The 23708-nt window shown below is 39.1% G+C and carries 15 protein-coding genes and 5 pseudogenes; 10 read left to right on the top strand and 10 right to left on the bottom strand.

The window, feature by feature from the left end:
- Window positions 1-153: 153 nt before the first annotated feature.
- Window positions 154-1502, bottom strand: a pseudogene (gene pmbA / locus NYR89_RS03215) (metalloprotease PmbA).
- A gap of 103 nt (window positions 1503-1605) precedes the next feature.
- Here pmbA and yjgA point away from each other — a divergent pair.
- The 5 genes from yjgA to NYR89_RS03190 all read left to right on the top strand — a co-directional run bounded on the left by yjgA (window position 1606) and on the right by NYR89_RS03190 (window position 4350).
- Window positions 1606-2133 carry a ribosome biogenesis factor YjgA gene (yjgA, locus tag NYR89_RS03210; RefSeq protein WP_279446310.1) on the top strand — a complete coding sequence of 176 codons (528 nt, stop codon included), beginning with the start codon at window positions 1606-1608 and terminating at the stop codon, window positions 2131-2133.
- A 46-nt stretch (window positions 2134-2179) separates the two neighbouring features.
- Window positions 2180-2551: a SirB2 family protein gene (locus NYR89_RS03205; RefSeq protein ID WP_039196726.1), complete on the top strand. Its 372-nt coding sequence runs from the start codon at window positions 2180-2182 to the stop codon at window positions 2549-2551.
- A 61-nt stretch (window positions 2552-2612) separates the two neighbouring features.
- Complete coding sequence (locus NYR89_RS03200; RefSeq protein ID WP_279446308.1) at window positions 2613-3185, top strand: UbiX family flavin prenyltransferase; 573 nt, start codon at window positions 2613-2615, stop codon at window positions 3183-3185.
- Between the two features lie 2 nt (window positions 3186-3187).
- A complete protein-coding gene (locus tag NYR89_RS03195) occupies window positions 3188-3901 on the top strand; it encodes a DUF554 domain-containing protein (protein ID WP_279446307.1) in 714 nt (237 codons plus the stop codon).
- 20 nt (window positions 3902-3921) lie between these two features.
- Window positions 3922-4350 (top strand): hypothetical protein, encoded by a 429-nt coding sequence (locus NYR89_RS03190; RefSeq protein WP_279446306.1) that lies wholly within the window; start codon window positions 3922-3924, stop codon window positions 4348-4350.
- A gap of 84 nt (window positions 4351-4434) precedes the next feature.
- On the opposite strand, the gene NYR89_RS03185 is transcribed toward NYR89_RS03190, so the two are convergent.
- A complete protein-coding gene (locus NYR89_RS03185; RefSeq protein ID WP_279446305.1) occupies window positions 4435-6093 on the bottom strand; it encodes a phospho-sugar mutase in 1659 nt (552 codons plus the stop codon).
- Window positions 6094-6389: 296 nt separating this feature from the next.
- Between NYR89_RS03185 and NYR89_RS03180 the strand changes: the two genes are divergently transcribed.
- Together NYR89_RS03180 and NYR89_RS03175 are read left to right on the top strand one after the other, a co-directional pair.
- A complete protein-coding gene (locus NYR89_RS03180) occupies window positions 6390-7010 on the top strand; it encodes a DUF1919 domain-containing protein (RefSeq protein WP_279446632.1) in 621 nt (206 codons plus the stop codon).
- Window positions 7011-7013: 3 nt separating this feature from the next.
- Entirely contained in the window at window positions 7014-7328 is a 315-nt protein-coding gene (locus tag NYR89_RS03175) for a CHY zinc finger protein (RefSeq protein ID WP_279446304.1), read from the top strand.
- Between the two features lie 119 nt (window positions 7329-7447).
- Here the strand turns inward: NYR89_RS03175 and glmU are convergent, their stop codons facing one another.
- From glmU to NYR89_RS03155, 4 genes and pseudogenes are all read right to left on the bottom strand, one after another.
- On the bottom strand, window positions 7448-8812 hold the full coding sequence (gene glmU, locus NYR89_RS03170) for a bifunctional UDP-N-acetylglucosamine diphosphorylase/glucosamine-1-phosphate N-acetyltransferase GlmU (protein WP_279446303.1): 1365 nt from the start codon (window positions 8810-8812) through the stop codon (window positions 7448-7450).
- A gap of 178 nt (window positions 8813-8990) precedes the next feature.
- Window positions 8991-12094 (bottom strand): annotated as a pseudogene (locus tag NYR89_RS03165) (efflux RND transporter permease subunit).
- 12 nt (window positions 12095-12106) lie between these two features.
- A complete protein-coding gene (locus NYR89_RS03160) occupies window positions 12107-13312 on the bottom strand; it encodes an efflux RND transporter periplasmic adaptor subunit (RefSeq protein ID WP_279446302.1) in 1206 nt (401 codons plus the stop codon).
- Between the two features lie 36 nt (window positions 13313-13348).
- Entirely contained in the window at window positions 13349-13927 is a 579-nt protein-coding gene (locus NYR89_RS03155; protein ID WP_279446301.1) for a TetR/AcrR family transcriptional regulator, read from the bottom strand.
- A 204-nt stretch (window positions 13928-14131) separates the two neighbouring features.
- Between NYR89_RS03155 and NYR89_RS03150 the strand changes: the two genes are divergently transcribed.
- Both NYR89_RS03150 and NYR89_RS03145 read left to right on the top strand, forming a co-directional pair.
- Window positions 14132-14353 carry a YejL family protein gene (locus tag NYR89_RS03150; protein WP_279446299.1) on the top strand — a complete coding sequence of 74 codons (222 nt, stop codon included), beginning with the start codon at window positions 14132-14134 and terminating at the stop codon, window positions 14351-14353.
- 2 nt (window positions 14354-14355) lie between these two features.
- Window positions 14356-16096: pseudogene (locus NYR89_RS03145) on the top strand (DUF3413 domain-containing protein).
- 116 nt (window positions 16097-16212) lie between these two features.
- Here the strand turns inward: NYR89_RS03145 and NYR89_RS03140 are convergent.
- The 3 genes and pseudogenes from NYR89_RS03140 to NYR89_RS03130 form a co-directional block, all read right to left on the bottom strand.
- Window positions 16213-17280, bottom strand: a complete 1068-nt coding sequence (locus tag NYR89_RS03140) for a 4-oxalomesaconate tautomerase (RefSeq protein WP_279446298.1) — start codon at window positions 17278-17280, stop codon at window positions 16213-16215.
- Between the two features lie 80 nt (window positions 17281-17360).
- Window positions 17361-18824: pseudogene (locus tag NYR89_RS03135) on the bottom strand (DASS family sodium-coupled anion symporter).
- A 166-nt stretch (window positions 18825-18990) separates the two neighbouring features.
- Window positions 18991-19734: a GntR family transcriptional regulator gene (locus tag NYR89_RS03130; RefSeq protein WP_279446297.1), complete on the bottom strand. Its 744-nt coding sequence runs from the start codon at window positions 19732-19734 to the stop codon at window positions 18991-18993.
- A gap of 128 nt (window positions 19735-19862) precedes the next feature.
- On the opposite strand from NYR89_RS03130, the pseudogene acnB reads away from it, so the two are divergent.
- Window positions 19863-22470, top strand: a pseudogene (gene acnB / locus NYR89_RS03125) (bifunctional aconitate hydratase 2/2-methylisocitrate dehydratase).
- A 53-nt stretch (window positions 22471-22523) separates the two neighbouring features.
- Here the strand turns inward: acnB and NYR89_RS03120 are convergent.
- Entirely contained in the window at window positions 22524-23699 is a 1176-nt protein-coding gene (locus NYR89_RS03120; RefSeq protein ID WP_279446296.1) for a sugar transporter, read from the bottom strand.
- Window positions 23700-23708: the final 9 nt, after the last annotated feature.

The following is a 23708-nucleotide window of genomic DNA, read 5'->3' as shown; positions in this document are numbered from 1 at the left end:
CCTAACGAATTTACTTTTACCCTAATTGCTAAATTACCTAAGATGACGATAAAGTTCTTTAGCAACATTACATTACCCTAAAATGTAACGTGGTTCATTTTAAGTAACACACAAATTAATGTCAATAAGAATCACTCTCAATTAGATAAATTTTTACTCACCGGAAATTTTCATCTTATCCAATAAAATTGAGCCGGTCTGAATATTTGAACGATATTCAATATCGTCAGCCACCGCAACCAGATTTTTATACATTTCTTGTAACTGACCAGCAATGGTAATCTCCGCTACAGGATACTGAATCTCACCGTTTTCGACCCAAAAACCTGTCGCACCGCGTGAATACTCGCCGGTCACTGCATTAATTGCCGAACCTAAAAATTCAGTCACTAATAAACCGGTTCCCATCTCTTTTAACAGCGTGTCTAAACCACCTGTTCGGTTTGGTTTAACTAACCAGTTATGAATACCACCTGCGTGTCCTGTCGTTTTTAAGCCCATTTTACGTGCTGAATAGCTGGTCATCAGATACGTTTGCAATACGCCGTCAGTAATAATTTCTCTATCTTGGGTAATCACACCTTCACTATCAAAAGCAGATGAAGCTAATTGACGCAATAAATGCGGGCGTTCGGAAATTTCAAACCAGTTTGGTAAAACTTGTGTGTCTAACTTATCTAGCAAGAAACTTGATTTACGGTATAAAGCCCCACCGCTGATTGCACCGGCTAAATGTCCAATTAAACCGGTTGCCACATCGTTATAGAAAATCACCGGTACTTCACAGGTTTTGATCTTTTGTGGATTTAAGCGATCCGCCGCTTTAAACGCGCCTGACGACCGACCCATTCCGGCGATTGTAATTTGTCAAATTCACGTGAAATCGTGTATTCATAATCACGCTCTAATTGATCTTCGTAAGCAGAAATCACACTACAAGAAAGCGAATAACGGCTTGATAGATAGCTTTGTAGCATACCGTGTGTATTACCATACACACGTACACCGCTATGAGAATTAAAGGTTGCCCCTTCACTATTTACGATTTTCTCATCTGCATTTAACGCGTGATGTTCCGCTTCTAAGGCTAATTCAACCGCTTGCTCTACCGATATATCCGCTTGATGATAAAGTTCTAAATCCGGTACATCAAATGCCATCATCTCTTTATCAGCTAAACCGGCACATTCATCTTCCGAGGTATATTTGGCAATCGCCAGTGCAGATTCGACCGCACGTTGAATCGATTGCGGTTGTAAATCTGAGGTTGACGCATTACCTTTACGCTTGCCGACATATACCGAAATCCCAAGCGAACCATCATTATTAAATTCAATATTTTCCGTTTGCTCTAAACGGGTTGAAACCGAAAGCCCAGCAACTTTTGTTACGCCAACTTCCGCTTCCGCACCGGCTTTTTTTGCAAAATTAAGGGCAAACTCCACCGCTTGGCGAAGTTCCTGTTCTTGTTTTTGAAGATCTTGTTTTGTTATTAGTGACATAATTTTTAACTTAAATTGATAACTGAAATTAGAAGTACGATGCGTATATTCTACCTTAAATTTCTGTTAGAATACGGCAATTTTTACGATTGAAGGAATAACAATGGCTAAAAAACGTAGCAAAAATGAAATTGATTGGACAGATGAGGAAGAAGAAATCATCTGGGTAAGTAAAAGTGAAATTAAACGAGATTCAGAACATTTAAAAAAACTCGGTGCAGAATTAATTGAATTAACCCCACAAAATCTCGAAAAAATTCCACTTGATGACGATTTAAAAGACGCGATTCGTCAAGCACAAGGTTTTAAACTTGAAGCTCGCCGTCAAATTCAGTTTATCGGTAAATTATTGCGTAATCGTGACCCAGAGCCGATTCAAGACGCATTGGATAAAGTGAAAAATCGCCACAACCAGCAACAAGCATTATTGCATAAATTAGAATTGGTGCGTGATCAGCTGGTTAATATGGGTGATGCCTCTTTAAATCATTTACTGGATGAATATCCGCAATTAGATCGCCAGCATTTACGTAACTTGATTCGTGGTGCACAAAAAGAGCGTGAAGCGAATAAACCGGCTAAAAACTATCGTGAGATTTTCCAATATTTAAAAACTGAAATTGCAGAATAATTGGTAATTTTGACCGCTTATTTTTTTATTTAATCTAGGAGTGATTATGGAATTTTTTCCTCAATTAGTGTTAGCCCATGTAGGCTTTGCCTATATCAGCTTGATCTTGTTACTGACACGTGGCGTACTCGCGTCAAAAATGGTGGACTGGCGTCAATATAAAATTTTACGTATTGCTCCGCACCTCATTGATACGCTATTACTTGTTTCAGGCATCATTCTACTCGTGATTTTGCTTTCAAACGGTATCTATGCCCTAAATGAAATGCAGTGGCTTATCCCTAAGATTGCGTTTTTAGTGCTTTATATCGTATTCAGTGCGAAAGCATTTAAAAAATCCCAACCGTTCTCGCTTAAGAACTTTATCTTAGCCGTGATAAGTTTTATGTTAACCATGCTGGTAGCGACCTTGCGCTAATCTTATAAGCGGTCAAAATTTGCAATTTTTTTGCAAAATTCGACCGCTTTTTTAGTTACTTATGAAACAACGAATTATTATTGGTATTAGTGGTGCAAGTGGCTTTCAATACGGCTATAAAGCACTTGAATTACTTAAATCGCTTGATGTGGAAACCCATTTAGTCCTCACTAAAGGGGCGGAAATGACCCGTTCTTTAGAAACGAAGATTGAGCGAGAACAGCTGTTGGATTTAGCTTCACAAGTACACTCTATTCATAATGTCGGTGCAAGCATTGCCAGCGGATCTTTTAAAACGCTTGGGATGTTGGTCGCACCCTGTTCTATTCGTACACTTTCAGCGATTGCGCTTGGCTTTAGCGATAATCTTTTAACTCGAGCGGCAGATGTCGTATTAAAAGAACGCCGTAAATTGGTGCTAATGGTACGAGAAACGCCGTTTAACTTAGCTCATATTGATAATATGCGTCGTGTCACAGAAATGGGCGGCATTATTTTTCCGCCCGTACCTGCATTTTATCAAAATCCAACAACGATAGATGAAATGGTCACGCATAGTGTTTCCAAAGCGTTGGATCTATTTGATTTTGATTTTCCAATGCCTCGCTGGGGCGAAGTAAATAATCAGGAGTAAAAATGCTTGTCGGTCCTTATGTCAATGGTGCTGCCGTATTAATCGGAGGGTTTATTGGTGCATTTTTAGGTGCAAAATTGCCGGAACGCGTAAAAAGTAATTTGCCACCGTTATTTGGTCTTTGCTCAATGGGTTTGGGAATTATGCTGATTATCGGTGCAAAAAATATGTCTGCCGTGGTATTAGCGTTAATTGTCGGCACGATTATTGGCGAGTTAATCTATTTGGAGAAAGGCATTGGTAATCTTGCCGGTAGAATGCGTCATACTGTAGATAAAATTTTCCCACCCTCTGGTGTTTCTCATCAAGAATTTTTAAACCAATTTGTCGCAATTTTAATCTTATTCTGTGCTAGCGGTATGGGCGTATTTGGATCGATGAAAGAAGGGATGACCGGTGATCCATCCGTATTATTTATTAAAGCAATTTTAGACTTCTTTACCGCCGGCATTTTTGCCGCGACTTTAGGCTATGCCGTTTCTAGCATTGCTGTACCGCTGATCCTAGTACAAGTCAGTTTAGCTCTATTGGCTAGCTTAATTATGCCGCTTACTACCCCCAATATGTTAGCAGACTTCTCAACTGCCGGCGGCTTTATTATGCTTGCAACCGGCTTACGTATCTGCGGTATCAAACATTTTGCTGTTGCCAACATGCTACCAGCACTCATTTTTGTGATGCCATTCTCGTATCTTTGGGAAAGGTTTATTGCCTAAATTGCATATTGAGTAACACTATGTCTGCTATCCCGTCACATATTATTGATTTTATTCAATCACATCATATTGTCAGCTTTGCTACCCATACTCATGAAGATTTCTGGGTGGCAAATTGCTTCTATGCGTTTGATATTGCGAATAATCAACTGATTATTCTCTCCAGTAAGAAAACTCGTCATTCGCGACTTATGCAACAAAATCCCCATATTGTCGGTACAATCAGTACGCAAACCGAAACGTTAAGTGATATTGAGGGTATTCAGTTTTCCGCAAAAGCCTATTGCTTAGAAAACGAGCTAGAAAAGGAAAAGGCATTACATATTTATTATCAGCGTCATCCGATTGCCAGATTAAAGCCTAGTGATGTATGGGTACTCCGCTTTGAGATGATCAAACATACTTCTAATAAAGTTTTGTTTGCTCAGAAAACAATTTGGGAAAAATAATCGTACTTTCCGTAATACAAAAAACACCTCAATATTAGCGTTTAACTAACATTGAGGTGCTGATTTTTAGCTTATTTTAGACGATTAGCAATCTTGTTTGCCGTATTGTTCTTGGCGTAATAATTCACGTACGCTTGCATCAAATTGGCTTAATACTTTATCTGCATCTGCCGCATCTTTACCTTTTGCATCTAAGTAGAACTTAATTTTCGGTTCTGTACCTGACGGACGAGTAATTAAACGGTCGCCGTTTTCTAATACGAATACAAGAATGTCACTTTGACGATCTGTTTTCGTATGGTCAATTAATTGAGCTACGCTGAAACCACCGATTTCACTTGGTGGATTGTTACGTAATGCTGTCATTAATTTACCGATTTCAGATAAATCGCTAACACGAATTGAAATTTGACCGCTTACATAAGCCCCAAATTCATTGTTGAAATCATTGATTACATCCTGTAACGTTTTGCCCTGTGCTTTTAAGTTACGGATAAAGTCTAAGAACACAACGGTCGCTGAAATACCGTCTTTATCACGCACTTTATCCGGATCAACTAGGTAACCTAACGCTTCTTCAAAACCGAATAATAAGCCATCTACTTTACCGATATATTTAAAGCCAGTTAAGGTTTCTTCTGATTGTAAACCGTATTTTTTCGCAATTTCAGCCAATGCTGGTGAAGACACTAATGAACAAGCTAATACGCCTTGTTTACCTTGTGCGTGATACTGTTTAGCTAAATACCAACCTAATAAGCGACCTACAACGTTACCGTGTAAGCCTTTCCAATTACCTTGTACATCCGGCATTGCGACTGCTAAACGGTCTGCATCAGGGTCGTTTGCAATAATAAATTCTGCATTTTTCTCTTTCGCTAATTTAATTGCTAAATCTAATGCACCTTTTTCTTCCGGATTTGGGAAATTCACGGTTGGGAAAGAACCGTCCGGTTGAATTTGTTCTGTAACTAAATGCGGTTGCGGTAAACCGGCTTTTTCCAACGTTTTGCTTAACACTTCATAACCGACACCGTGCATTGCGGTATAAACATAGTTAATCTCTCTTGCTGGCTCTTTGGCTAATGCGGCGGTTTTTGCAATATACGCATTCACAATTTCATCGTCTAATACGGTGAAATCTTGGCTACGTGGTAAATCTGCAATATTACCTGCCGCAACTTTATCAATTAACGCCGCAATATCTTTATCTGCCGGTGACACAATTTGACCACCGCCGTTTGCTTTACCTAAATACACCTTATAACCGTTATCTTCCGGTGGGTTATGGCTTGCAGTTACCATTACACCTGCTGTCGTATCAAAATATTGAATAGCATACGCAAGCACCGGCGTAGGTAACTTACGTGGTAACAAATATGCTTTAATACCTGCACCTGCCATAATTTCTGCCGTATCACGTGCAAACACATCTGAATTTTTACGGCCGTCATAACCAATTACGATTGAAGGTTCTTTATCATAGCCTTTCAAGTAATCCGCTAAACCGCCAGCGACTTGTGCTACTAATACACGGTTCATCCCCATCGAACCGGCTTGTAGGCGACCACGTAAACCTGCCGTACCGAATTGTAAACGTCCGTCAAAACGTGCCGTTAACTCTGCTAATGCTTTTTCATCATTTGCTTGTGCCGCTTCAATAAGTTGAGTTAGTTCAGCACGAGTTTCTTGATCTGGATCTTGTGCCAACCAGTTTTGTGCGATAGTAAAAATTGTACTCATAGCAATTCCTTAAACTAAAAATAACCAATAAAAACATATATAGCCTAGCTGAAAATAACATAAATAAAAATGATTTCTTTCATCTTTTTCGTAAGTTTGTGATCTGTTTCTCAAATAACGCTCAAGCAAACGGTTGCGAGCTATCTAAATGAAAAATAAGCCTTTTTCAAGCGAATCATATTTTATACAATCATAAAATTAAATCAGAATTTAATCCTCATTTAAATGTCGTATTTGTTAGAAATTAAATTTCTTATAAAATATTCCATACTCCTTTGCTAATCTGAGAACTTATGATGTTAAAACTCGTAAAAAAAGCATTAAATAAATTTCTACGTAATACGATTAATAGCCAAAATCGCCAACAATTACAGAATCATACCATGTCAGTATTATCGATTAACTGTAATGGGGCATTTATCCTCCACGATTTAAACGAACAATTTCGTTCACCGTTCGTCAATCTCTATCTCTCACCGAGTGACTTTCTGAAATATCTCAAGAATATGCCATACTATATGCAAGCGGAGCTGAGCTTTACGGCATCAGATAAGCCCTATCCAGTGGGTAAATTAGAGGATCTTACTATTCATTTTATGCACTATCATTCCGAACAAGAAGCGACCAGTAAATGGGTTGAGCGAACCAAACGCATCAATTTAGATAACCTGTTTGTGATGATGACCGACCGTGACGGTTGTACTTACCAAGATTTGCAAGAATTTGACCGCTTGCCGTTTGAAAATAAAGTAGTCTTTACCCATAAACCCTATTCAGAGTTAAAATCTGCGTTTTATATCAAAGGCTTTGAAAATCAAACACAAGTCGGTGATTTATTTGAGTTTTCCGGTTGGAACGGTCAAAAATACTATGATCAGTTCAATTATGTGAATTGGTTTAATGGGAAAGGGATCTAGTTTATGTTTAAGGTTTACGGCTTAACGGTAGATAATCAGACACGCTGTCAACATTATCATTCCGTGCTGGATATTATCGCCATTAAGTTCAAATGTTGTGATAAGTTTTACCCGTGTTATCAATGCCATCAAGCCTGTGAAACACACGCTATTGAACGTTGGCAAGCAACTGAATTTGATAAGCAAGCAATTTTATGTGGTCATTGCCAACAAACTTTGACCATTCAGCAATATATGCAGGTTACACATTGCCCCTATTGCCAAGCACAATTCAATAGCAACTGTCAGAAGCATTATTCGATCTATTTTGAAGTATAAGCCTAAATCCTAGAGAATACTCAAAATAGTACGGATATAAACAAAAAACAAGCGGTCGAATTTGCAGAAAATTTTGCAAATCCAACCGCTTGTTACATATGTATATGAGTAACTAAGAACTATTTTTTCTTAGTTGGGCGTTGCCAGCCTTGAATATGGCGTTGTGGTACACGACTAATCACTAACTCGTTTTCCGCCACATCTTTAGTAATAGTTGCGCCCGCACCAATAGTTGCACCATCGGCAATCGTAACCGGAGCAACTAATTGGCTATCTGAGCCAACAAACACATTGTTGCCGATAACCGTTTTGAATTTGTTTGCACCATCGTAGTTACAAGTGATGACACCCGCACCGATGTTACAATTGCTACCTACTTCCGCATCACCGACATAGGTTAAATGGTTTACTTTTGAACCTTTACCTACCTGAGCATTTTTAATCTCAACGAAGTTACCAACGTGAGTTTCTTCCGCAAGATTTGCCCCTGGACGTAAACGAGAGAACGGACCGATTTGTGCCGCTTTACCCACTACTGCATCTTCAAGCACAGAATATGGTTTGATTTCTACATCATCACCAATTTCACAGTTTTTAAGTACACAACCTGCACCGATACGAACACGATGACCCAGTTTTACTTCACCTTCGATAATGACGTTTACATCAATTTCAACATCTTTACCGTGCGTTAAGTCGCCACGAATATCAAAACGTGCCGGATCAATTAAACGCACACCGGCTAATAAGAGTTTTTCCGCTTGTGTTTTTTGGTAGAAACGCTCTAATGCCGCAAGTTGTAAACGGTTATTCGCCCCTTCCACTTCCATAAATTCACTTGCTTGTACCGCTTGAACTTTATAGCCGTCTTGGTTTGCCATTGCGATCACATCAGTAATATAGTATTCGCCTTGTGCATTGTTGTTATTTAAATTACCTAGCCATTTTTTGAAACTTGCACCGCTTGCGACCATAACACCCGTATTCACTTCACGGATTTTTAATTGCTCCGCATTCGCATCTTTTTGCTCTACGATCGCAACCACTGAGCCATTTTCACGAATAATACGTCCATAACCGGTCGGATTTTCTAATTCTACGGTCAATAATGCAATACCGTTTTCCGGTTTTGCCTCAATTAAACGCTCTAATGTTTCTTTAGTGATTAACGGTGCATCACCGTAAAGCATTAAGATATTCTCATCATCAGCAAAGAAAGGCGCCGCTTGTTGCATTGCGTGACCAGTACCTAATTGCTCTGCTTGTAACACCCAATTTACCGGTTCATCTTTTAAACGTTGTTGTAATAATTCGCCACCGTGACCGTAAATTAAATGAATTTGTTGTGCGTCGATTTGTTTTGCCGTATCGATCACGTGTTTTACCATCGGTTTACCTGCTACGGTATGAAGTACCTTAGGTAAATCAGAGTACATTCTAGTTCCTTTACCTGCCGCTAGAATTACTACGCTTAATTTTGTCATTATTTAATTCCTTACTTAATTAACTAATAAAATACAATCTTATTGTAATAGAAAATGAATAGGAAATAGAGTAAATTTTCTCATTCCTGGCAATTTGCTCGCATAAATTTAGGATATATAAAAAAATAGCCCCTTAGCTAAAACACTAAGAGGCTATCTTTATATTTTGCGATTTATATTATGCTTCAATATCAGTTTTCGCATATTTCTCTTCGTCAAATTCACGAAGTGGCTTATGCTCTTGGCCTAAGAAGGTATAAATAACTGGTAATACGAATAAGGTAAATAACGTACCAATACTTAAACCGGCAACAATTACCATACCCATACTAAAACGAGCAATCGCACCAGCCCCCATTGCAAAGAGTAACGGGATCAAACCTGCAACCATTGCCGCTGTTGTCATCATAATCGGACGTAAACGAATCGTTGCAGAGTGAACAATCGCTTCAAAACGGGATAATCCGTTATTTAACTGCTCTTCTTTTGCTACTTCACACATTAAGATACCGTGTTTGGTAATTAAACCAACTAAAGTAACTAGACCTACCTGTGAATAGATATTTAAGGTTGCACCGGCTTTTCCTGCAATACCGAGTACATTCATCACAACCAATGCACCACTTAGTGCTAATGGTACAGACACCAGAATTACCATCGGATCACGCCAAGATTCAAATTGAATCGCAAGTACCAAGTAGATAATCACAACCGCTAAAGCGAAAGTCATTGCCATTGCATTCCCTTCTTGTACATACTGACGAGCTTCCGATTTAAAGTCATACTGATAACCTTTCGGTAAGCTACGATCTAATTCCGCTTTTGCCCAATTTACCGCATCACCGATTGAACTAGAAACTACGCCAGCAATCGTTGCAGAGTTTAACTGGTTCATACGTGGTAACGCTGACGGTTCAGTTGATAATTCTAGCGATACAAACGAACTTAACGGAACAGCTTTACCATTTGCCGTAGTAACATAGTAATTAACTAAATCTTGCGGATTTAAGCGGTCTTGACGAACAGCCTGCGATACAATTGGATACGCACGGGAATCAATGTCCACGCGAGTAATAATTGCACCTGACAAATAAGCGCCTAATGTATTACTTACTTGTTGCATTGTTACGCCATAAGTCCCCATTTTCTCACGGTCAAACTTCCATTTCATGGTAACCGTATCGAATTTTAAGTCTAAACTTGAGAAGAAGAATTGACCTGATGCTTGTGCTTTTTTCAAGAAATCCGTCGCCACATCCGCTAACTTCGCATAGTTATCTGCTGTGGTGATCACCAATGAGAACGGTAAACCATTTTCACCCGTTGAAATCTCAGGGAATGAAATCGCATTGATATCCATACCCACAACGCTTTTTGCAATCTTAGACACATCTGCCGCAATCGGAGCACGTTCACGTTCACGCTCATTCCAATCTTTTAGTGAAATAATCGATAACGCACTGTTTGCCCCATTAAAACCGGATACCGTCATCATGGACGCAACTTCCGGAATTTTACTCACTTCATCGTTAAATTTAGCAGTAGCTTCTTGCGTATAATCTAAGTTAGTATTTGACGGACCATTACCGATACCCACCACGAAACCACGGTCTTCGGTCGGTGCGACTTCACTTGAAAGAGAAGTTAATAAAGTTGGTAATACTGCAAAAATACTGATCGCAAAAATGACCACTAACCAACGAACTGCCATTACCCCTCTTAACATATTGGTGTAACAACTAGTCATTTTATCCAGCATCGCATTAATACATTTTGCAAAACGACCTTCGTGTTCCTCATTATGTTCTTTTAATACTCGGCTCGACATCATTGGTGATAAGGTTAACGCCGCAATCCCCGAAATAAATACCGCACCGGCAAGCGTTAAAGCAAACTCTTTAAATAAAGAGCCTGTCACACCTTCCATTAATGCCATTGGCGAATATACTGCCGCCAAGGTAATTGTCATAGAGATTACCGGCAATGCAATTTCTCGAGTCCCGATAATTGCCGCATCAAACGGCGATTTGCCTTCTTTTACATGACGTTCAACGTTTTCCAATACAACAATCGCATCGTCCACCACAAGACCGATTGCCAATACTAATGCCAGCAAGGTCAATAAGTTGATAGAGAAACCGAACATTTGTAAGAAGAATAACACCCCGATTAATGAAATCGGGATCGTAATGATCGGCACGATCATTGCACGTAATGACCCTAAGAAAAGGATAATTACGACTAATACGATCACGGTCGCTTCACCGATAGTCTTAATTACTTCATTGATCGAACTATTAATTGCAATCGTTTTATCATAAAGAATTTGACCGTTCATTGAGGACGGTAAGTTCTTAGTAATAATATCAAATACTGGATAAATATCTTTTGCTACTGTTAGCGAGTTTGCTGTCGTTGCAAGCACTTACCGCTAAAACGACCGCTTCCTTACCGTCCGCCACAACACGTGAAGAATCTTGATATTTATCTAATTCAACTTTGGCAATATCTTTCAGTTTAATAATACGACCGTCAGACGTGGTTGAAATCGTTACGTTTTCTAACTCTTCAACCGATGGCGTACTGGACTCTACTTTGTTTTTATAAACCGTATAATAACCGTTCGCATTACCTGCCGCCGTATTTAAGTTATTCGCACTTAAAGCCGCTAGTACAGTCAGCACCAGAAAGGTTATTCCCCGCCATTTTGTCAGGGTCTAACCAAATACGTAAACCAAAGTTCGCCGCACCAAAAATATCTACGCTTGAAACCCCGTTTACCGTAAAGAATTGCGGTTTCACGACACGGTTAATATAGTCAGTAATTTGTGGCGTAGAAAGCTCATCCGACACAAAACGAATATACATTAACGCGTCATTCGAACCTGAAGAAACGCTGATAGACGGATCATCAATCCCACTTGGTAAGTTAGCACGAATCGCATTTACTTTTGCTGAAATATCCGCCAACGCCATTTGTGGATTCGTATTTAACTTCATCTTAATTGTCGTTGTCGATGTACTCGGACTACTTGATGAGGTTACATAGTCAATATTATCCGCTTGTGCTACCGCTTCCTCTATTTGCGAGGTAACAAGTGCTTGCATCAAACTTGCATCCGCACCTGAATAGTTAACTTTCACCGTTACAATGGAGATTGTCATTTCAGGATATTCACGTACCTGAAGTTTGTTAATAGATTGCAGACCTAAAATAGTAATCAACAAACTAATACAAACTGCAAGTACCGGACGTTTAATAAAAATATCAGTAAATTTCATTGATTACCTCAATTAAAGTCTACTTTCTTTAGCAGGTTGCGTTACACCTACCGCTTCTTGTTCAGAAATAATCACAAGTGCATTATTACTTAAACGTTGGAAACCGCCCGTTACAATTAAATCACCGGCTTTCACACCTTTAGCCAATTGTGCATAAATGCCACTACGGTCTAATGTTTTTACTTCAACCTGTTTTACACGATACATTTTATTTGCATCTAATTTCGGATTTTTTTCCGCCATTTTCGCAACTAACTGTTTATCTGCATCAGAAAGTGGTTGTAACACATAAAGCGTTTCACCATACATTGTGTAGGTTACTGCAATTTGTGGTACGACAATTTGATCTTTTTCAGTTGGTAATGCTACGTTTAAACGAGCAAACATTCCCGATAATAATTTATTTTGATTTTCAGTAATCACTGCTTCAACATTAATTAAACCTGTTTGACGATCGACCGCAGGATCAATCGCCGCAATACTCGCAGGGAATGTTTGTCCCGGTAACGCATCAATTACTGCTGTGACTTTTTGACCGATAGTAATTTTTTCCACATCCGTTTGTGGCAATGTAAAACGCACTTTCATTGAACTTTGATCTTCAACACGGACGATTTCAGTACCAGTAGAAATATATTGTCCGACATTTACATTTACGATACCGGCAATACCGCTAAATGGTGCATAGACTTTACGACGACCGATAGAAGCCTTTAACGATTCAATGCTGGCAAGTAATTGATTGTAAGTTGATTGTGCATTATCCAATTCCGCTTTAGAAGCACTGTTTGATGCAACGAGGTTACGATAACGATCGTAATTTGCTTTAGCATTTGGTAATTGTGCTTGCGTTGCACGTAAATTTGCTTCTTCCACTGCACTATCAAATTCAACTAAAAGATCGCCTCGATTTACTCGTTGACCAGAACGGACATAAACACGAGTCACTGTACCTGATGCTTCTGCACTTAACATCGCACCTTGATTAGGTCGGATATAACCTACTGCCGAAAGACTTGGTGTCCATTCTTTTGTCGACACCTGCATAGCCGTAATTTCACTAACCGTTTCAGGCATATTTGCATTTGCTTCAGCTTTTTTCCCTGCAATAAACTTCTGCATACCGGCAACACCAACAAAGGCAACCAGTACAATAATCAGCGTTATTGCAATTAAAAACTTTCTGCCTTTCCCCGGCTTTTGGTTTTCTGTCGTCATAATTTCTCCATAAATAAAGAAGGTAAATAAAATATTTTAGAAGGTAATTGCCTTCCAAGTTCGTAAAATGCTTTCCTCAAAAAATTCTTTTGATATGCTTTCTTGCTTCACTTGCTCTAAATAAGCAATATCGGCAACCACACCAATGCTCATGCAATAAAGTAAATCATTAGGTAAATCCACAATTATCTTTTGTGCTTTGCCTTCCGCTACAAATCGATTCCAAATAAATTCTGGGTCGTTCATAATCCTGTTTACGATATTGTTAAAACCTAACATTGCTTGATATTGGTATAAGTTTGCCGCCATCATCGGATTATCTTCCAAAAAATGCCTCTTATTGAGCCATATTTGGCGATATTGCTCAAATAACGGGACTTTAGGATCAAAATCAATATTCACATAACGATAATATCGTTCATGTAATTGTTCTGCCAAATAATCAAGCAATTCATCTTTCGTTTTAAAATAAAGATAAAGCGTACCGGTCGCAATACCTGCTTGTTTAGCAATGTTTCGCATTGATAAATTTTGTAACCCTTCTTTTGCAAGAAGTAATTCCGTCGCAGACAAGATATGATCAGCCATATCGTGTGATTTCACTTTTTTAGACATAAATCTCCCTTGGCTAGCAAAATGAACAAGTGTTCATTTTATATTTTTTCACATTAATAAGCAAAGGAAAAACACCATAGAATAACTAAGTTCGTATCAGTAGCGATTAATTTTGTGAATTTATTAAAAAATAGAACCGCTTATTACTCTCTTTCCAATAAAAGTATGCTAATATTTATGAAATTTTTTCACTTAAATTTTTCTATGGCTACTCAATCAAAATATCAAAGTAAACAATTCGATGCCTTATCAAGCGATTTAATTGCAACACTTGAAAAACATAAAGCACCGGTCGATCTTTCTCTTATGGCGTTAGGTAATATGGTTACCAATATCTTATTGGAAAATGTGCAAACCGAAACACAACGTCTTGCCTTAGCCGAGGTTTTTTCAAACGCACTTAAAAATTCACTAAAAACCAAATAACAATGTTAAATCAATTACGCCAACTGCTACCGTCAAACTCTCTCCAATATCGTGAAGAAACATCACAACGTATTACTTGGGGACACTGGTTTGCACTTTTTAATGTAGTCTTGGCGTTATTGGTCGCCTCCCGATACGCCTTTAATGCAGATTGGCCGAATACGCTATCCGGTAAACTCTACTTTTTTACCAGTTTATTCGGGCATTTCAGTTTTATTGTTTTTGCCGTCTATTTATTATTACTTTTTCCTCTCAGTTTTCTGATTAAAAATGACCGTGTATTTCGTGGTTCTTCCGTGATCTTAGCAACTATCGGACAGACGGTTCTATTACTCGATACAGAAGTTTTTAAACAATTTTATCTACACCTATCACCACTGGTTTGGGATCTACTGGTGAATCCTGATCAGGCAGAACTAACCCGACAATGGCAACTGCTCTTTGTACCGATGCCACTTATTTTATTAGCAGAAATGCTCTATTCACGTTGGTGTTGGCAAAAGTTACGTAGTTTTAACCGCCAAAAATGGGGGAAATATGTTGCTTATTTTTTCTTAAGCTGTTTTACCGCGACACATTTAATTTACGCTTGGGCGGATATGACGTTATATCGTCCGATTACCGCACAAAAGGCAAACTATCCATTATCGCATCCAATGACTGCTCGTACCTTCTTACAAAAGCATGGACTGATTGATCGTGCCGAATTACAGCAAGAAATTGAAGAAAATGGACGTTTGGACAGCTTTTATCTCAATTATCCAAAACATCCGTTAGTATTCAGTAAAAAACCTGAAACGAATATTTTAATGATCAATTTATCCGGCTTAAGTAATGAGGCAATCTTGCCTGAAAATATGCCGACATTGACTACTATCAGTCAAAAATCACATCGTTTTATGCAAGCACTATTCAAGTGGAGATTCAGCATCTAGTGGTGTTTTAGGGATATTTTATAGTTTAAGTGGCAAATATTTAGATTCCGTATTAGGGAACAAAGAAACATCGCCGCTGTTGTTGGCGTTTAGAAATGCAGATTATCAATTAGGATTATTTTCACATAATGGCTTTGCCGAACCTATTTATCATCAAGGTGCATTTGCCGGTATTTTATTACCTGAATCAAAAAATAATTTAGAGGCTATCGCACAATGGAAACAATGGCTGACACAGCGTACCTTAAATCAACCGTTTTTTAGCTATTTAGATTTAACGATGCCAAGTGCGAATGATTATGCTCAACAGACTAAGCTATTTGATTGGCAAGTTAAAGAAATTTGGACACAACTCGAAAATAATGCTTTGTTAGCGAATACGCTAGTGATTATCACTGCCGACCAAGCACTTACATCGGATAAACAAACGGAAAATAGTTTTGCTAAACAGCATATTCAAGTGCCAATGATGATGTATTGGCAAGGCGAAAGCCAACGATATGACCTCTTGTCTAGCCACGTAGATCTCTTGCCGACGTTATTGCACCAATTCTTCGGCGTAAAAAATCCTATTAGCGACTATGCTCAAGGGATTGATCTTTCTAGCCAAAACAAACGGTTATGGTTATTAGCATCGAATCATAAATGGGATATTGCAATTATGCCTGACGGCGAACAATATCATATTGATAAACAAGGCCATTTTGAAAATTTTGACGCACAAGGTGAAAAAATTAAAAGCGAACGTCCGCCACTCGCTTTATTTCTACAGATGATTAAACAGAGTAATCAATTTGTGGAAAAATAAAAATGAGATCAAAACAAGCGGTCCAATTTAGCGAATTTCTTACAAATTTTTTGCTAAATTTGACCGCTTGTTTTATCTATAGCATTTATGTTTTAAGTATATAAAAACTTAACGCACTATTCTGCTGTTTCATCGTAATACACTTCACCCATCATTAACGGTTTAGCAGTACGTACTAACGCTGCGCGAGTAAATTTGTAATCACCATCTACATTCTCACAAATCATATCAACGCTGATAAAACCAGACGGATGCTCAATCGTTACGACACTGCCGGTATCTTTATAAAGCGGATAGGCTACCGTACCTTCAATATTACACGCCGCAGAAACACAAATTGAACCAGTTACCGCATGGCTTGCATGGCATTTGTCCGGCACGAAGTAGCGAGAGGTAATATTACCTTTGCCGGCCGGCGTTGATAAAATCCCCATTTTGGGAATCACTTTTTCAGATACATCACCTAATCCCATCATCTCACCTGCTTTACGGCGAATAGGCTCAATAATCTCGAATAACGCACGGTTTTCATCTAATTCTGCCTTGGTTTCTTTACCGGTTAAGCCAAGATCTTGCGCATTAAACAATACCATCGGCATCGCTACATCAATACAAGTCACATTATAGCCGTTGATATTATCTTGTTTATTACCGGTCGGGAAAACTTTACCGGTTTTTGCCCCTTCAATTTGGCTAAAATTCAAATTCACCGGCGAACCTGTTCCCGGTACACCGGATACTTCCGCATTACCCGTATATTTCAATTGTTTATTTGGCGACTCGGCGGAAACTTCGATAATACTGTTGGTATTAACGTTATTTACTACTACGCTCGTGATGCCATCTTGTAATTCAATTAAGCCTTTTTCACTCGCAAAACAAATGATACCGGATAAAATATTACCGCACGAAGGTGCCGTATCCACCACTTTTTGTCCAATACCAACTTGAGCAAATAAGTAATCTAAATCAACCCCTTCTTTTTCAGATTTTGAAACGATCGCTACTTTACTGGTGACACTTGTCGCACCGCCTAAACCGTTGATTTGGGTCGGATCACCCGATCCCATAATTGCCATTAAGAATTTATCACGTTCAGCGATATCTTCCGGTAAATCATCTTTTAAGAAATACACACCTTTTGATGTACCACCACGAATAATCATACAAGGAACTTTTTTCATTTTATCCACCTTTGTAAAAAAGTTATGAAATTTGACCGCTAGCTACAAAGAAGAAGCGGTCAAATTTTTGAATTATTTTACTAACCCAAAATCCCCATACTTTGGAGCATTGACCACCAACCGAAACCGACTGTTACTTGGATAAGTAATGTCACTAATGCACATACCCCTCCGGCAATCCAGAATGATTTCACATCGTGATAGCCCAAACCGTAAATAACTGCGGCAGGTGCTGACGCATAGTGAGTTACCATACTGCCATAGCTATTAGAAAATAATAAGCCGAATGCTAAAAATACCGGATCAGCTCCCGCCGCCATACCTACCGCACAGAACACAGGTACCATTGAAGCTACATAAGCAAGCACCTGATGCAAATACATAACGGACTAATACACTTAGTATAAGAAGTAAGATCGTAATAAACATTGGACTACCTAAATCAGCCGGTACTAAATTACTCATTGCGACTGATAACCAAACAAAGAATTTAGCTTGGTAAGTACCGCCGCAATACCTAATAAACCGCCGTACCAAGTTAACGTTGTCCAACCGCCTTTGTTTTTAAGTACATCATCCCAAGACAACACTGAACTAATTACAATCGCCGCCATTGCCGCAATCGCTACAGTAAATTCAGATAAGTTTAATTGTTTGGAGAATACCCAGCCTAAAACTGCACTGATAAATACGCCAGCTAAGACTTTTTCTTTTACTGTCATTGGTCCCATTGCTTCTAAACCTTCACGAGCGATTGTTTTGTTATCAACATTTTTAAGCTCTGGTTTGTAAAGTACATAAGTGACAAAAGGTAAAAGTAATAACGTTAGTAAACCAGGAACAGATGCGGCTATAAACCATTGCGTCCAGCTAACATCAATATTTAAAATCGGACGCATTAACTCAAGTGCAACCGCATTTGGTGCCATTGCCGTTAAGAAAATAAAACCTGTAGTTTTAACCACCATATAAGTATTAAGCAACAAATAATGTCCGGCCTTGCGAGGTGAAGTTTCAGGTTCTGAACCTAAAGAAACCGCGATAGATTGCATAATTGGAGCAAGAATACCGCCACCACGTGCCGTCGTTGATGGCATTGCCGGCGAAATTAATAAATCTAACATGGCATTTACATAGCCCAAACGTAATGTTGTACTACCGAATGCACCAATCATTTTATAAGCGATTCGACGACCTAAACCGGTTTGTACAAATGCCGCACTCATGGAGAATGCCGCAAATACCAGCCAAGTTGTACCTGATTTATAACCGTCTAATACCGCACCTTGTTTTACTGCGATTTTAGTACCATCAGCTAAAACTTCAGCTGGTGTATTACCAATGATAATGGCGGAAATCGCAACGGCGACTAACAGAAGAGGGGGAGCAGGGAAAGGTTTGAGAATGAGAGCAAGAATAGTACCGATATAAACACCTAAAATGTGCCAGCCAAGCACCGATAAACCGTCAGGTGTAGGAAAAATATAAGTAGCTATTGGACATGCAAGAATAATTGCATAGTTCAGAAGTTTTTTCAGGTTCATAAGAAATACCTCATTATAAGTACAAATTCATATACTCATATATATAACTAGTTGTATTTTTATGCTCAAGTATTTTATAACCTTAATTAGTGGAAATTTGATATAAATCATAAAAAAAGAAAGGCAACTTAAAAAAGTTGCCTTTCTCACGAAAAATATTTAATGGTTAGGTAATAATTGTTTCGTAATAGAAATCTTCCGCTAGACCATAAGACTCTCGATATTCAATAATACGCCCATCTAATCCTTTTGCTGACCTACATACCTTAATTACTACTTTTTCTTGACCATCTGTCAAATAAGTATCGCTGTGATTTAGTAAAATTGACATTTGTTCTTTCGCCGAAACAACCAGTTGTCCACATTTTTTAAAGTAATAGGGGTAAAGCAAGTTCTCAAATTGGTCTAATTTCACTGTGAGTAAATCACTAAATCTTTCTTGCGATAACCAAATCTTATCACTCACAATCACTTTATTATCCACTGAGCGAATACGTTCAATATAAATCAGTTCTTTGTCTAGTGGTTCCCCCAGTAATTCATTAATTTTAGGGCTTGCTTTCACCAATTTAACACATTTAACTTCCCCGATTGGGGTTTCCGGTTTACCCTCTTTGGCATTACGTAGATAAAAACGTACAATCGAAGATTCAACAAACGCAGGGTGTTTCAAGAATGTCCCTTTTCCCTGATGCTTAATCAATACGCCTTCCTCAACTAAACACTCCACCGCTTTACGGATAGTCCCAACGGAAGCGTCATACTTAGTCGCCAATTCCTGTTCACTCGGAATTGGCACATCAAACTGCCATTGATGCTGAGCTAAATATTGCTGTAAATCATACTTAATCTGCATATAGCGAGGAATTTTATCCGCATCTATATAATAGATATTTTTGTTTTGTATCATTATTCATCCTTAAAAATATATTGACTTACCTCTTAAAAGGTATTAATTTAAACCTATAATTCATATATATGACTATATCATTAAAAGCAATTCTTATTTTTTTATTCTTTATAAATGGAGTGATGACTATGTCTAACTTTCTTCAAACATATTATCAACATGTTGCAGAACGGGCTACGCTAGGTATTGTACCAAAACCATTAGATGTCGAACAAACTGCACAATTAATTGAGCTACTCAAAGCACCAATTAGCGGTAAAGAGCAAGAATTAATTGAATTATTTGAGAATCGAGTACCTGCCGGCGTAGATGATGCAGCAAAAGTTAAAGCCGAATTTCTTACAAAAGTTGCTAATGGTAGCATACTTAGCCCATTAATTTCTCCTGAATATGCAGTAAAATTACTTGGCACAATGAGCGGTGGTTATAATGTAGCCCCTTTGATTGATTTGCTAGAAAACACGAAATTAGCACCGCTTGCAAGACAAGCCCTCTCTCATACACTCCTCATTTTTGATAGTTTCAAAGATATCGCTACTAAAGCACAACAAGGCAATGCTTACGCTAAACAAGTTATCCAATCTTGGGCAAATGCCGAATGGTTTACTTCTCGCCCACCTCTTGCAGAAAAAATCACACTAACCGTGTTCAAAGTATTAGGCGAAACTAATACCGATGATCTTTCTCCGGCACAAGAGGCTTGGTGTCGTTCCGATATTCCATTGCATGCCAATGCAATGTTAAAAATGAAACGTGAAGGTATTGAGCCTGATCAAGAAGGTGTTGTTGGCCCATTAAAACAATTAGCAACGTTAAAAGAAAAAGGTTTCCCATTAGTGTATGTCGGCGATGTGGTTGGTACTGGTTCATCACGTAAATCGGCGACAAACTCTGTATTATGGCATATGGGTACTGATATTCCATATATCCCGAATAAACGCACCGGCGGCTTTGTGTTTGGTGGCAAAATTGCACCGATTTTCTTTAATACGGCAGAAGACTCCGGTGCATTACCGATTGAATTAGATGTGACTAAACTGAATATGGGTGATGTCATTGATCTTTATCCATACACAGGCAAAGTATGCAAACATAATTCAGAGGAAGTCATTACTACCTTCTCATATAAAACGAATGTGTTACTAGATGAAGTGCGTGCAGGCGGTCGAATCCCATTAATTATTGGTCGTAGCTTAACCACTAAAGCACGAGCAGAACTTGGCTTACCCGAAAGTGATGTATTTGCTAAACTTGCTGAAGTTGCTGACTCCGGTAAAGGTTATACATTAGCACAAAAAATGGTAGGTAAAGCTTGTGGTGTAAAAGGAGTCCGTGCAGGACAATATTGTGAACCGGCAATGACCTCTGTTGGCTCGCAAGATACCACCGGCACAATGACACGTGATGAATTGAAAGATCTTGCGTGCTTAAAATTCTCCGCCCCACTTGTGATGCAATCTTTCTGCCATACCGCACCATATCCGAAACCAAGTGATGTGGTAACGCATCAAACATTACCGGAATTTATTACCAGCCGTGGAGGCGTTGCATTACGTCCGGGGGACGGTGTTATTCACTCTTGGTTAAACCGTATGTTAATGCCGTTTACGGTTGGTACCGGCGGTGACTCGCATACCCGTTTCCCGATCGGGATCTCTTTCCCTGCTGGTTCCGGTTTAGTGGCGTTTGTCTGCGACGACAGGTATGATGCCACTTGATATGCCGGAATCCGTGTTAGTTCGCTTTACTGGTACGATACAGAAAGGCATTACCTTACGCGATTTAGTTCATGCGATTCCTTATTACGCTATCCAAAAAGGCTTACTCACCGTAGAAAAAGCGAATAAGAAAAATGTTTTCTCCGGCAGAATCCTTGAGATTGAAGGATTAGAACACCTCACCGCAGAACAAGCATTTGAACTTTCCGATGCGACTGCAGAGCGTTCGGCGTACGCTTGTACAATTAAGTTAAGTCAAGCATCAATTGAAGAATATTTACGTTCAAACGTAGTATTACTGAAAACAATGATTGCTGACGGCTATAAAGATGCACAAGCACTTGAAAATCGTATTAAAGCAATGGAAACATGGCTCGCAAACCCGGAAATGCTAGAAGCGGATAGTGATGCAGAATATGCTGAAATTATCGAGATCAACTTAGATGAGATCAAAGAGCCGATTTTATGTGTACCGAATGATCCTGATGATGCACGTTTATTATCTGAAGTACAAGGCAATAAAATTGATGAAGTGTTTATCGGTTCTTGTATGACCAATATTGGGCACTTCCGTGTCGCGGGTAAATTACTCAGCCAAGTGAATGGTGAAATCAATACACGTTTATGGCTTGCACCGCCAACCAAAATGGATGCGGCTCGCTTATCCGAAGAAGGTTACTACAATATCTACGGACGTTCCGGCGCACGCACCGAAATGCCAGGTTGTTCGCTCTGTATGGGTAACCAAGCTCGTGTACGTCCAAACTCTTCAGTGGTTTCAACCTCAACTCGTAACTTCCCTAACCGTTTAGGACAAGGTGCAAACGTCTATCTCGCTTCCGCAGAACTTGCGTCTGTCGCGCCGATTTTAGGGCGTTTACCATCACCGCAAGAATATTTGGAAGCAGTTGCAACGCTCGATGAACAACACAATGAAGTTTATCGTTACCTCAATTTTGATCAGCTACCAAATTATGTACAAAAAGCGGAAAGTGTAATTTTCCAAACCGCTCTCTAAGCGAAAACAAAAAAGTGGGCGATTAGCCCACTTTTTATTTGCCTTCTAAACGATTATTTGATCACTCGATAGCGTAGCGAAATAAATACAAACCACAAGATCGCAATCCCTGCTAATCCGCTACCAATTAATCCGATATAAGGTAAGCCGATATGCTGAATCACTTGACTACCGATTAATGCTCCGCCACCAATCCCAACATTATAAATACCTGAATAAATTGCCGTTGCTACATCGGTCGCATCCGGTGCGAGATCCAACACTTGCATTTGCAATGCGATACTCATCGCAGTAATGCCAATTCCCCAAATAAACACGATACCGAACATCGCTACAAGATGATCGCTAAATGGTAATAAACAGAGTTGCATTAGCATAATGAGTGCCATATTCACGATAATAAATTTCTTCGGTGCTTTCGGATACAAACGCCCGAATAAGAAACTTGCCACCACACCGGCTAAGCCGAACACTAATAAAATTGCCGTACCGGTTTGCTCACTCGTTTGGCTGATCTTCACCATAAATGGTTCGATATAACTATAGCCGGTAAAATGCCCAGAGATCACGACTACCGTGAGCAAATAGATACCGATTAACATCGGACGCTTGATTAAAATCGGCAAACTGGCTAATGAGCCCGAGTTTTTACTTGGTAAATGCGGTAATAACTTCCACATTACTAACATAATGCCTAAAGCGATAATACCAATCAGAGCAAAAGTTTCACGCCAACCGAATGCTTGTCCAATCATTCGCCCTAACGGCAAGCCGAGAATCATCGCCAATGAGCTACCTAACGCTAATAGCCCTAGTGCCTGTTGTTTCTTATCTTTCGGTGCAACTCGAATCACTAGCGAAGCAGTTATTGACCAGAAAATAGCGTGAGTAAGTGCGATCCCAATTCGAGACACCAACAACATAGCAAAGCTGGTGGCGAAATAAGAAATCGCATGACACACAATAAATACCGCAAACAACACAAGCAACAAACGCTTTCGTTCTACTTTTGCGGTAAGCAAGATAAAAGGTAAAGAAGCAAGAAACACCACCCATGCATAAGCAGTGATCATTAAGCCGGTTGTTGCCGTTTCCATACTAAAACTCGCCGCGATGTCCGAAAGTAAGGCTACTGGAATAAATTCCGTGGTATTAAAAATAAATGCGGACAGTGAAAATGCAAATACCCGTAAAAATGAAAGTCTGCGCTGTTCTTTTCTTGTTATCATTTTATCTTC

The sequence above is a fragment of the Actinobacillus arthritidis genome, assembly GCF_029774155.1.
GTDB classification, from domain to species: Bacteria; Pseudomonadota; Gammaproteobacteria; order Enterobacterales; family Pasteurellaceae; genus Actinobacillus; species Actinobacillus arthritidis.
This window is presented reverse-complemented; position numbering and strand designations above follow the sequence as displayed.